This is a genomic window from Streptomyces sp. SM1, from assembly GCF_002910825.1.
GTDB lineage: Bacteria > Actinomycetota > Actinomycetes > Streptomycetales > Streptomycetaceae > Streptomyces > Streptomyces okerensis.
The window spans coordinates 1-11,460 of the sequence record NZ_NEUB01000079.1 but is presented as its reverse complement, the minus strand read 5'-3'; the positions used below and the strand labels follow the sequence as shown (position 1 = coordinate 11,460).

Sequence of the window (11,460 nt, the reverse complement as noted above, 5' to 3'; positions counted from 1 at the left end):
GGTGTCGTCGGGCCGGGGGAAACCGGCGGCCTCGGCGAGGTCGAGCGCGGCCCCGGCCTCGTGGGCGTGCGGGTCGCGGTGGTGGCGTACGTCGAGGAGGGAGCCCGGGTGGTCCTCGCTGTCGGCGGCGACGAGGCGGACCCCGGCCAGGCGCAGCAGCAGGGCGGTGGGCAGGGGGGACTGGTGGAAGGAGGTGAGGATCAGCGCGGTGTCGGCGTCGACGGCGGTGATGAGCGCGTCGACCTGCTCGCGGCTGACCTCCGGTGGCTGGAACCCGGTCCAGGGGGAGTCCCAGACGAGCACGTCGTCGACGCCGGGCAGCAGCCGGGCGGCGGGTGCACCGTGCGGGCCGCACAGCACCGTGACATGGCCGGCCCGTGCGGCGACGGCACGCACGGCGGGCCCGGCGAGCAGGACGTCGCCGAAACTGTCGAGCCGGGTGACGAGGGCCTTCACACGCCCCTCCTCTGCGGAGACCGTCCGGCGTAGTCCGCCAGGACGGGCGGGGAGCCCGAGGGGCGGTCACCGGGCGGGGTGCCGAGGAGTAGACGTACCGCTGCCGGGAGGTCCGGGGCCACGCAGGGGGCCGCCGACATCTCCTCGGGGCGGGTCTGCGGGGTGGGGACGAGGATGCCGTGGGCGCCGGCCCGGCGTGCCGCCTCCACGTCGGTGCCGATGTCGCCGATGACGACGCAGTCGGCCGGGTCCGTACAGATCCGGCCGGCCGCCCACAGCACCATCCCCGGGCGGGGTTTGCGGCAGTGGCAGCCGTCGTCGGGGCCGTGCGGGCACAGGGCCCATACGTCGAAGGGGCCGAGGAGTTCCTCGACGCGCCGGTTGACGCGGCGGGCGTCGGCCTCGGTGAGCAGCCCGCGTGCGATACCGGACTGGTTGGTGACGACGCCGGTGCGGATTCCGTGTGCGCGCAGCTCGTCGAGTGCCTCGCGGGCACCCTCGACGGGGCGTACCCGTGCGGGGTCGGCGTTGTAGGGGACGTCGTGGACCAGGGTGCCGTCGCGGTCGAAGAGGACCGCCTTCACCGGGCTCACCGGGCCGCCTCCGGCCAGACGGGGGCGTTGCGGTGGCGCCAGGCCCCGGCCAGCCGGTGCCAGGTCGCGGCGGGCGGTATGGCCACGCTGGTGGCCAGCACGGTCGTCACCTCGTGAGGGGTGCGCGGTCCGGGGACGATGCGGGCGCGGGCGAACTCGGCGGTTCCGGCGGCCCAGCCGAGCGCGCAGGCCGTGGCCGCCCCGCGATGGCCGGTGGCCCCGAGAAGGCAGGCGGCAGCGCCTGCGGCGGTGATCGCGGCGTGTCGGCGGATCCGGCCGCGCGGTGCGACCGCCTTGTCCCACCAGTCGGGGCCGTGCAGCCGGCACATCAGCGCGTCGTCGGCGTTGCCGCGTTGCTGGGCCAGCGACGCCCAGCGGGACGCCGGGCGCACGGGGTGCAGGGTGGTGCGGCGGCCCCTGCGGATGCGCCAGCCGGCGTCGAGCAGGCGCAGCGCGAGGTCGGCGTCCTCACGGAAGGGGCGGGGGAAGCGTTCGTCGAAACCGCCGACCTGCTTCAGGGCCTCGGTGCGGTAGGCCATGTCGGCGGTGATCCAGCGGGCCCGGGCGAGCCCGGCGGTGCCGCGTTCCCAGTCGGTGGGTCGGCGCCCGCCGGGCAGTGGCACGGTGATGACGCCCTGGACGCCGGCGGTGTCGGGGGACGCCTCGTCGAGGTCCCGCAGGAGCTGTGCGCACCAGTGCGGCCCGACCTGGACGTCGTCGTCGAGGAAGGCGACCCAGGGCGCGGTGACCGTGCGCAGCCCGGTGTTGCGTGCGGCGGCGGGCCCACGACCGCCGCCGTTCAGGACGGTGGTGCGTTCGCGCAGGTCGCCGAGGACGCTCAGTGCGTGGCCCATCGCGTCGGGTGCGGGCGCCAGATCGGGACGGTCGTCGACGAGAACGATCTCGTCGGGGCGCGGCCCGTGCGCCGCGGCCAGCGCGGCGAGGCAGTCGGCGAGGGTGTCCCGCACCAGGGTGGGGATCACGACGGCGTACGACGTCATCCGAACGCCCTCCCCCGGGCTCTGGTACCAAGGATGCGCATCGGGGCTGTGCTCCGTCCCTGAGAGGCCTGAGGCGCTACCGGGACGCGAGTGCCGCGTTCGCGGTTGTCTCAAACACTTGGACACAATTTGTCCCACAATGACCCGTCCAGGCATGTTTTGACGCCGCCCGAGGACACGTCCCCCCATGCCGGGTCTGCCGGTGCGGCCGACCGCACCGGGAGACCACCGCGTCCTGACGGAGCGGCTGCGGCAGACGCCGCCACAGGTGGAGTCACCATCGCCGGGAGGGCCGGCCCCTCGCCCTAGACACCCTCGTAGAGCCGTCGGTGCCACCATCGGTACGGATTCCCGCTCCAGTCCACCCAGCGGCTCGGGTCGGGATCGTGCAGTGTCCTGCTGCGGAACTCCGCGTCGAGGCCGGTGAGCAATCGCCGCAACTCGGTGCGTGCCGGAAGCGGGAGCATGCCCACGATCTCCTCCAACGTGTCTCTGACCACCGCGACATCGTCGTACTGGCACCCAGGACAGGCCGGGCACTCCGAGGCGATCAGCATCAGCTTCCGGCCGGGCCGGCGCAGGAAACTCCGGTAGAGGGAGAGGCATTGAGAGGTTCGACCGGACTCGACGTCAAAGCTGCGAGAGCAGTGCTCCACCCAGCGGATCGCGGCACTCGTGTCGGCCGACAGACGGTCGACACGGGGCAGTTCACGCGCCCATGCGGGCGGTCGGCGCTCGTGCACGGCACGGAGCGCACCCGGACGCCTACGCGGCATGAGCCTTTCTGGTGATCATCATGGAGGCCATCCTGTCATCAGCGGTGCCCGATGTGCCAGAGCCGTGACCGCGGTATCCCGACCACGGTGGCCGCGTCGGAGGTCGCCGGTCACGGCGCCGCCCACGCCGGGAACGCTCGCGCGCGACCCCCGCCGGGCCTGCCGCCGATGGGCCGGACGGGTGAGCCGTACCCGGACATGCCGCCGGGCGTCCGCTGTTTCCTAGGATTCCCCTGTGGCCACCTTCCAGCTCCAGCGCACCGCACCACTCCCCCTCGACGAGGCCTGGCGTCGGCTCACGACATGGCCCCGCCACGGCGACGTGGTCCCGCTGACCCGGGTCACGGTGACCACTCCCCCGCCCACCGGCGAGGGCACCGTGTTCGTCGCCCGCACGGGCCTGGGCCCGCTGTCCTTCGACGACCCGATGGAGGTGACGGTGTGGCAGCCCCCGGCGGGCGACACCCCAGGGTTCTGCCGCCTGGAGAAGCGGGGCCGGGTCGTCACCGGCTGGGCGGAGATCGAGGTGCGGCCGGGTCCCGGGGGCCGGTCGCGGGTGGTGTGGCGGGAGGAGATCCGGGTCCGGTTCCTGCCCGCCTCCGCCGAGGCCGTACTGGCCCGTGCGGGACGCCAGGTGTTCGGGCGGGCGGTGAACCGGCTGCTCCGGCAGGCGTGAGCCGCCGGGCGCGTCTCTCGGTGGCGGCCGGTGCCTGATGCCGCGGGCAACGAGACCTCGCTCCCCGGCGCCCGCGACGTTCCCGCGTCTCGTACTGCTCCCGTAGGCCCGTAGGCCCGTAGGCAGGCAAGCCGTGTGTGTGCCGGGCACCGCCGGGCGGGGATGAGGAGCCGTGCGGAGTGCCGGCAACGGGCGGACCCAGGCGCGGGCGCGGGGGAGGTCCTCGGAGGCCTCCCTCTGGGACCTCCGTGTCTCCGGTGTCCTGCCGGCTGCACGGCCGACCGGGCATCTCACCTCTCCGCGGACCCGGTACGCGGGGAGGTGCCGCACGCCGGGAGGTGCCGCCTCGCGTCACGCCACCGAGCCGATACGGCCCGCCGGTCCCGTGGTGCCGTCGTGGTGGATCGGGGTGTGGGCGCCCGTGAGGGGCACCCCGGTGCCGCCGCGCCGGTCGGCGACGATCTCCGCGGCGATGGACAGGGCGGTCTCCTCCGTCGTACGGGCTCCCAGGTCCAGGCCGATGGGGGACCTGAGGCGGGCGAGTTCCAGGTCGGTAACGCCGGCCTCGCGCAGGCGGGCGTTGCGGTCCAGGTGGGTGCGGCGGGAGCCCATCGCGCCGACGTAGGCCACCGGCAGGCGAAGGGCCAGCTTCAGCAGGGGTACGTCGAACTTGGCGTCGTGGGTCAGGACGCACAGGACCGTACGGGCGTCGACGGAGGTGCGTTCCAGGTAGGTGTGGGGCCACTCCACGACGATCTCGTCGGCGTCGGGGAAGCGTGCCCTCGTGGCGAAGACGGGGCGTGCGTCGCACACCGTGACGTGGTGGCCGAGGAACCTGCCGACCCGTACCAGGGCCGAGGCGAAGTCGATCGCGCCGAAGACGATCATGCGGGGCGGGGGCACGGAGGACTCGATCAGCAGGGTGAGCGGTGCTCCGCAACGCGAGCCCTGCTCTCCGATCTCCAGGGTGCCGGTGCGCCCGGCGTCCAGGAAGGCGCCGGCCTCGGCGGCGACCGTGCGGTCCAGTTCCGGGTGGGCGCCGAAGCCGCCCTCGGACGAGCCGTCCGGGCGGACCGTCAGCGCGCGGCCCAGCAGTTCCGCCGGACCGCTCACGATCCGCGCCAGTGCCGCGGCCCGCCCCTGTGCGGCGGCGGCGAGGGCGGCGGCGAACACCGGACGGGCGGGGTCCGCCGCCCGTACCGGCGTGACCAGGACGTCGATGACGCCCCCGCAGGTCAGACCCACGGCGAAGGCGTCCTCGTCGCTGTAGCCGAAGCGCTCCAGCACGGGTTCGCCGTCCCTCAGCGCCTGCGCGCACAACTCGTACACCGCGCCCTCGACGCAGCCGCCGGAGACCGAGCCGACGGCCGTGCCGTCGGCGTCGACCGCGAGCGCGGCACCGGGCGTGCGGGGCGCGCTGCCGCCGACCCCCACCACGGTGGCGACCGCGAAGTCACGTCCCTGCCCGACCCACCGGTTCAGCTCCTCGGCGATGTCCAGCATGTCTCGGTCTCCTCGGCTTCGGTTGCGTGGAAGGTGCGGTGCGTCCCGGGCCCGGTCAGTGCACGCCGAGCCAGCTCTCGATCGGGGCGAGGGCGAAGTAGACGACGAAGACCAGCGTCAGGACCCACATGAAGGCACCGATCTCCCGGGCCCTGCCCTGGCCCGTCCTGATGGCGGCGTAGGAGATGACCCCGGCCGCCACGCCCGCGGTGATGGAGTAGGTGAACGGCATGACCACCACGGTCAGGAACACCGGGACGGCGGTGGCGCGGTCGGCCCAGTCGACATGGCGGGCGTTCATCATCATCATCGCGCCGATCACCACCAGGGCCGCCGCGGCGACCTCGCCCGGCACGATCGCCGTCAGCGGCGTGAAGAAGAGGCAGGCGGCGAAGAGCAGGCCGGTGACGACGGAGGAGAGACCGGTGCGGGCGCCTTCGCCGACCCCGGTCGCCGACTCGACGAAGACCGTCTGCCCGGAGGCCCCGGAGACACCGCCGATCGCACCGCCGGCGCCGTCGATGAACAGTGCCCTGGACAGGCCCGGCATCCGGCCCTTGCCGTCGGCGAGCCCGGCCTCCGTACCGACGCCGATGATGGTGGCCATGGCGTCGAAGAAGCCGGCGAGGACGAGCGTGAAGACGATCAGGCCGACCGTCATCGCGCCGACCTCCCCCCAGCCGCCGAACTCGACGGCGCCGAAGACCCCGAAGTCGGGCATCGAGACGGTGCCGCCGTGCAGTTCGGGCGCTCCGCTCGCCCACTGCTCCGGGTCGACGACCCCGAACGCGTTGAGGGTGACGGCGAGGACGGTGCCGCCGGTGATGCCGATCAGGATCGCGCCCGGGACACCCCGCGCCTGGAGCACGAAGACGGCGAGGAGGGTGACGGCGAACAGCAGCACCGGCCAGCCGGCCAGTTCGCCCGCCGGGCCGAGGGTGACCGGCGTCGCCTCGCCCTGGTGCACGAAGCCGGCCTTGTAGAAGCCGATCAGGGCGATGAACAGGCCGATGCCCATGGTGATCGCGTGCTTGAGCGCGAGCGGGATCGCGTTCATGATCATCTCCCGCAGGCCGGTGACGACCAGCAGCATGATGACCACGCCGTACATCACGCACATGCCCATCGCCTGCGGCCAGGTCATCACGGGCACGACCTGCGAGGCGAGCACCCCGGAGACGGAGAGGCCGGCGGCCAGGGCGAGCGGGACCTTGCCGAAGAAGCCCATCAGGAGGGTGGTGAGGGCGGCGGCGAGGGCGGTCGCCGTGATCAGGGCGGTGCGGCCGAGGGCGTTCCCGGCGGCGTCCTCGCCGGACAGGATGAGGGGGTTGAGCAGGAGGATGTACGCCATCGCCATGAAGGTGGTGACGCCGCCGCGCACTTCACGCGCGACGGTGGACCCCCGGTGCGAGATGTGGAAGTACCGGTCGAGCCGGGACCGGCCGGCCGGGACGCGGGTTCCCGCGCCCGCGTCCTCGGCGGTGGCCGCCGGCTCGAGGGATTGCTGGGTCATGTGGGCCTGCTCCCAAGGTTCACAGGGACACCCGGGCTGTGCTTGCCGCGACAGCACGGGTTTTGGGGAGGTGCACGACCCGGGGGACGGCCCGAGACGAACAGGATGCACCGGCGCCGGGGCGACCGTGGGGTGGGGCCGCCCGCCCGCGACGGCGGGGGTGTTGCGACGTGCCGCTGTCGCGGCACGCCTCGGCCGCTACACGGTCCCGGTGAGGTGTTCCGGGCGGACCGGGGTTCTGTTCAGCTCCAGGCCCGTGGCGTCGCGGATGGCCGCCAGGACCGCCGGAGTGGAGGACAGGGTGGGGGCCTCGCCGACGCCGCGCAGACCGTACGGGGCGTGGTCGTCGGCGAGTTCGAGCATGTCGACGGGGATGGTCGGGGTGTCGAGGATGGTGGGGATGAGGTAGTCCGTGAAGGACGGGTTGCGTACCTTCGCGGTCCTCGGGTCGACGACGATCTCCTCCATGACCGCCACGCCCAGGCCCTGGGTGGTGCCACCCTGGATCTGGCCGATCACGGACAGCGGGTTGAGCGCTTTGCCGACGTCCTGCGCGCAGGCCAGTTCGATGACCTTGACCAGGCCGAGTTCGGTGTCGACCTCGACGACGGCGCGGTGCGCGGCGAAAGAGTACTGGACGTGGCCGTTGCCCTGGCCGGTGCGCAGGTCGAAGGGTTCGGTCGGCCGGTGCCGCCACTCCTCCTCGATCTCGACGGCCTCGCCGCCGAGGACGTCCACCAGGTCGGCGAGGACCTCGCCGCCGTCGGTGACGACCTTGCCCCCCTCCAGCAGGAGTTCGGCCGTGGCCCAGGCGGGGTGGTAGGAGCCGAACTTGCGCCGGCCGAGGTCCAGCACCCGCTCGCGGACCAGCTCGCAGGCGTTCCTGACCGCGCCGCCGGTGACGTACGTCTGCCGGGACGCGGAGGTCGAACCGGCCGACCCCACCTCGGTATTGGCCGGGTGGATGGTCACCTGGCCGACGCCCAGTTCGGTGCGCGCGATCTGCGCGTGGACGGTGACCCCGCCCTGGCCGACCTCCGCCATCGCGGTGTGCACGCCGGCGACCGGCTCGCCTCCGGCCACCTCCAGGCGGACCCGGGCTGTCGAGTAGTCGTCGAAGCCCTCGGAGAAGCCGACGTTCTTGATGCCGACCGCGTAGCCGACCCCCCGGACGACGCCTTCGCCATGGGTGGTGTTGGACAGACCGCCCGGCAGCTGGCGTAGGTCGGCGCCCTCGCTGGACTCCCACTGGCGCTCCGGCGGCATGGGCATCGCCTTGACCCTGCGCAGGAGTTCGGCGACCGGCGCCGGGGAGTCGACGGGCTGCCCGGTGGGCAGGAGCGTGCCCTGCTCCATGGCGTTGAGCTGTCTGAGCTCCACCGGGTCCATGCCGAGCCGCGCCGCCAGCCTGTCCATCTGGGCCTCGTAGGCGAAGCACGCCTGGACCGCGCCGAAGCCGCGCATCGCGCCGCAGGGCGGGTTGTTGGTGTAGAGGGCGATGGCCTCGATGTCGACGTCGTCCACACGGTACGGGCCGACGCCGAGCGAGGAGGCGTTGCCGACCACCGCCGGTGACGCGGAGGCGTACGCGCCGCCGTCGAGGACGATGCGGCACCTGACGTGGGTCAGCCTGCCGTCCGCCGTGGCACCGTGCTCGTAGAACAGCCTGGCCGGGTGGCGGTGGACATGGCCGAAGAAGGACTCGAAGCGGTTGTAGACGATCTTGACGGGTTTGCCGGTGCGCAGGGCGAGCAGACAGGCGTGGATCTGCATGGACAGGTCCTCGCGGCCGCCGAACGCGCCGCCGACACCGGCCAGGGTCATCCGCACCCTGTCCTCGGGCAGGCCGAGCACGGGCGCGATCTGGCGCAGGTCGGAGTGGAGCCACTGGGTGGCGATGTACAGGTGGACGCCGCCGTCCTCCTCGGGCACGGCGAGACCGGACTCGGGGCCGAGGAAGGCCTGGTCCTGCATGCCGAAGGTGTACTCGCCCTCGACGACGACGTCCGCGCGGCGCCGGGCCGCCTCCACGTCGCCGCGCACGATGGGCTGGCGGTGGACGATGTTCGGGTGGGGGACGTGTCGGCTGTGGGGGTCGTCGCGGTTCTCGTGGACGAGGACCGCGCCGGGAGCGGTGGCGGACGCCTCGTCGGTGACGACGGGCAGTTCGCGGTAGTCGACCCTGATCCTGGCGGTGGCGCGGCGCGCGGTCTCCGGGTGGTCGGCGGCGACGATCGCGACCGGCTCGCCGTGGTGGCGGACCTTGCCGTGGGCGAGGACCGGGGTGTCCTGGATCTCCAGGCCGTAGTTCCTCACCTCGGTCGGCAGGTCGTCGTACGTCATGACGGCGTACACGCCGGGGAGCGCGAGGGCCTCGCTGGTGTCGATCGACACGATCTCGGCGTGGGCGACGGTGGAGCGCAGGATCTGGCCCCAGAGCATGTCCTCGTGCCACATGTCCGAGGAGTAGGCGAACTCGCCGGTGACCTTGAGGGTGCCGTCCGGGCGGAGGGTGGACTCGCCGATGCCGCCCCTGGTGCCCGAGCCCTGAGTGATCCTGGTGGGAACACCGTTCGTCGGCATGGTCAGACCTCCTCGGACCGGCGGGCGGCCGTCAGGCGGACCGCGTCCATGATCTTCTCGTAACCGGTGCAGCGGCACAGGTTGCCGGACAGGGCCTCGCGGATGTCCGCGTCGCTCGGATCGGGGTTGCGCTCGAGCATCTCGTCGGCGGCGACCAGCAGTCCCGGGGTGCAGAACCCGCACTGGACGGCGCCGGCGTCGATGAACGCCTGCTGGACGGGGGCCAGTCCGCTGCCCTCGCCGGTGCCCGGGCCGGCGCCGTGGGGTTGCCACCCCCTGGCCTCGTCGGGCGAGGTGCCGCACGCGTCACCGGTCCCGCCGCGGGAGCGCCGCGCGGCGAAGTCCGCCAGGCCCTCCACGGTGACGACCTCGCGGCCCTGGGCCTGCCCCGCGGCGACCAGACAGGAGCACACGGGCACGCCGTCCAGGCGGACCGTGCACGAGCCGCACTCGCCCTGCTCGCAGGCGTTCTTGGAACCCGGCAGCCCGAGCCGCTCGCGCAGCACGTACAGCAGGGACTCGCCCTCCCAGACGTCGTCCGCTTCCTGGGGGCGTCCGTTGACGGTGAGGTCGAGGCGCATTACGCGGCTCCCTCCGTGAGGCGGTGGGCGCCGCGGTACGACTCCCAGGTCCAGGTCAGGGTGCGTCGTGCCATGACGCCGACCGCGTGGCGGCGGTAGCCCGCGGTGCCCCGGACGTCGTCGATGGGGTTGCAGGCCGCGGCGCACAGGTCGGCGAACCGCTTGGCGACGGAGGGGGTGACGATCTTGCCGCTGTCCCAGAAGCCGCCCTCCTCCAGGGCCGCGTTCAGGAACTCCTCGGCGGCCTGTGCGCGGATGGGCGTCGGGGCGGCCGAGCCGATTCCCGTACGCACCGTCCGGGTCTCCGGGTGGAGCGCGAGACCGAAGGCGCACACGGCGATGACCATGGCGTTGCGGGTGCCGGCCTTGGAGTACTGCTGCGGGCCGTCGGCCTTCTTGATGTGGACGGCGCGGATCAGCTCGTCGGGCGCCAGCGCGTTGCGCTTCACGCCGGTGTAGAACGCGTCGACCGGGATGCGGCGCGTTCCGCGCACCGACTCGGCCTCGATCTCGGCGCCGGCGGCGAGCAGTGCCGGGTGGGCGTCGCCGGCCGGGGAGGCGGTGCCGAGGTTGCCGCCGACGCCGCCGCGGTTGCGGATCTGCGGGGAGGCGACCGTGTGGGAGGCGAGGGCGAGGCCGGGCAGCTCGGCGCGCAGATGCTCCATGATCTTCGCGTACGGGACGGAGGCGCCGAGCCGTACGCTGTCCTCGCCGACCTCCCACTCCTCGAGGTCGCCGATGCGGTTCAGGTCCATGAGGTGTTCGGGCCTGCGGTGGTCGAAGTTGATCTCGACCATCACGTCGGTGCCACCCGCGATCGGCACAGCGGCGGGGTGCTCGGCCTTCGCGGCGAGCGCCTCCTCCCAGCTGGCGGGGCGAAGGAAGTCCATGACCGGCTCCCTTCTTCGTCTCGGTGGGCGTACAGATCGAGCCAATCCGAGTGCGGCGGGCCCGGCTCGTTCCTGCGGTGTTCACGTGGAGTGGACCCAGTACACCGCCGTGTGCTCCGCATGGGTCAGTCACGGAAACCATGAAGGAGTTGGCTGGCCAGCAAAGGCATCTTGTAGATTCGTATGAACGGAGGCCGTCTGTGTCCTCCCCACCTTCCTCCGGCGACGGAGGACACGGTCCAGGAATCGGCCGACACCGCTGATCAGCCACCCGACGGGCGCTCACCGGGCGATTTCCGCACGGTCCGTCCCAGATATCGAGACAGAAACGGCGGCGACGAGAAATGCGGCTGCGCGCACTGCTGGACACCGACGCGCTGGGCCTGGAGCTGCTCGGCGGCGAGGACGAGCTGGACCGTGGTGTGCGTGGGGTGATGACCACCGACCTGAGGGACCCCAGCCGCTATCTCTCGGGCGGGGAACTGGTGCTCACGGGCCTGGCCTGGCGCCGGGACGCCGCCGACTCCGAGCCGTTCGTACGGCTGCTGGCGCAGGCCGGGGTGGCCGCGCTGGCGGCCGGCCGGGCGGAGCTGGGCGAGGTGCCGGACGACCTGGTCGCGGCCTGCGCGCGGCACCGGCTGCCGTTGTTCGCGGTGCACGAGTCGGTGGCCTTCGCGACCATCACCGAGCATGTCGTACGGCAGGTCTCGGGCGAGCGCGCCGGGGATCTCGCGGCCGTCGTGGACCGGCACCGGCGGATGATGACGTCGGGCCCGGCGGGCGGCGGCCCCGATGTCGTCCTCGACCTGCTCGGCTCCGACCTGGACCTGCGGGCCTGGGTGCTGTCGCCCACCGGCCGGCTGATCGCGGGACCGAAGACGGCGGGGG

At 73.0% G+C, this 11,460-nt stretch carries 11 protein-coding genes; 2 read left to right on the top strand and 9 right to left on the bottom strand.

The window, feature by feature from the left end; genetic code table 11:
- From B9S61_RS01830 to B9S61_RS40240, 4 genes are all read right to left on the bottom strand, one after another.
- Positions 1-456 (bottom strand): glycosyltransferase family 9 protein (locus tag B9S61_RS01830; protein ID WP_146064674.1); only part of this gene is annotated, 456 nt, incomplete at its 3' end.
- Complete coding sequence (locus B9S61_RS01825) at positions 453-1,049, bottom strand: HAD-IIIA family hydrolase (RefSeq protein WP_103540611.1); 597 nt, start codon at positions 1,047-1,049, stop codon at positions 453-455. The genes B9S61_RS01825 and B9S61_RS01830, both read right to left, overlap by 4 nt.
- Positions 1,046-2,050, bottom strand: coding sequence for a glycosyltransferase family 2 protein (locus tag B9S61_RS01820; RefSeq protein ID WP_103540610.1), 1,005 nt, complete (start codon positions 2,048-2,050; stop codon positions 1,046-1,048). The genes B9S61_RS01825 and B9S61_RS01820 overlap by 4 nt, the downstream gene beginning before the upstream one ends.
- Positions 2,051-2,355: 305 nt before the next feature.
- Entirely contained in the window at positions 2,356-2,793 is a 438-nt protein-coding gene (locus tag B9S61_RS40240) for a hypothetical protein (protein ID WP_146064673.1), read from the bottom strand.
- A 268-nt stretch (positions 2,794-3,061) separates the two neighbouring features.
- On the opposite strand from B9S61_RS40240, the gene B9S61_RS01810 reads away from it, so the two are divergent.
- Positions 3,062-3,502, top strand: coding sequence for an SRPBCC family protein (locus tag B9S61_RS01810; RefSeq protein ID WP_103540608.1), 441 nt, complete (start codon positions 3,062-3,064; stop codon positions 3,500-3,502).
- A gap of 351 nt (positions 3,503-3,853) precedes the next feature.
- On the opposite strand, the gene B9S61_RS01805 is transcribed toward B9S61_RS01810, so the two are convergent.
- From B9S61_RS01805 to B9S61_RS01785, 5 genes are all read right to left on the bottom strand, one after another.
- Positions 3,854-5,005: an XdhC family protein gene (locus B9S61_RS01805; protein ID WP_103540607.1), complete on the bottom strand. Its 1,152-nt coding sequence runs from the start codon at positions 5,003-5,005 to the stop codon at positions 3,854-3,856.
- A 55-nt stretch (positions 5,006-5,060) separates the two neighbouring features.
- Complete coding sequence (locus tag B9S61_RS01800; protein WP_103540606.1) at positions 5,061-6,518, bottom strand: NCS2 family permease; 1,458 nt, start codon at positions 6,516-6,518, stop codon at positions 5,061-5,063.
- 198 nt (positions 6,519-6,716) lie between these two features.
- Positions 6,717-9,101, bottom strand: a complete 2,385-nt coding sequence (pucD, locus tag B9S61_RS01795) for a xanthine dehydrogenase subunit D (protein ID WP_103540605.1) — start codon at positions 9,099-9,101, stop codon at positions 6,717-6,719.
- Between the two features lie 2 nt (positions 9,102-9,103).
- Positions 9,104-9,682, bottom strand: a complete 579-nt coding sequence (locus B9S61_RS01790; RefSeq protein WP_103540604.1) for a (2Fe-2S)-binding protein — start codon at positions 9,680-9,682, stop codon at positions 9,104-9,106.
- The gene (locus tag B9S61_RS01785; protein ID WP_103540603.1) at positions 9,682-10,572 is read right to left on the bottom strand and encodes a xanthine dehydrogenase family protein subunit M; all 891 of its coding nucleotides are present in this window, start codon (positions 10,570-10,572) and stop codon (positions 9,682-9,684) included. Before B9S61_RS01785 ends, B9S61_RS01790 begins: the two co-directional genes overlap by 1 nt.
- A gap of 344 nt (positions 10,573-10,916) precedes the next feature.
- Between B9S61_RS01785 and B9S61_RS01780 the strand changes: the two genes are divergently transcribed.
- Positions 10,917-11,460, top strand: a 544-nt coding sequence (locus B9S61_RS01780; protein WP_181007188.1) for a PucR family transcriptional regulator ligand-binding domain-containing protein, incomplete at its 3' end; no start/stop codon positions are given.

Coding starts and splice junctions, on each gene's coding strand:
- B9S61_RS01820 (WP_103540610.1), bottom strand. CDS start 2,050: ATGACGTCGTACGCCGTCGTGATCCCCACCCTGGTGCGGGACACCCTC.
- B9S61_RS01805 (WP_103540607.1), bottom strand. CDS start 5,005: ATGCTGGACATCGCCGAGGAGCTGAACCGGTGGGTCGGGCAGGGACGT.
- B9S61_RS01800 (WP_103540606.1), bottom strand. CDS start 6,518: ATGACCCAGCAATCCCTCGAGCCGGCGGCCACCGCCGAGGACGCGGGC.
- pucD (WP_103540605.1), bottom strand. CDS start 9,101: ATGCCGACGAACGGTGTTCCCACCAGGATCACTCAGGGCTCGGGCACC.
- B9S61_RS01790 (WP_103540604.1), bottom strand. CDS start 9,682: ATGCGCCTCGACCTCACCGTCAACGGACGCCCCCAGGAAGCGGACGAC.
- B9S61_RS01785 (WP_103540603.1), bottom strand. CDS start 10,572: ATGGACTTCCTTCGCCCCGCCAGCTGGGAGGAGGCGCTCGCCGCGAAG.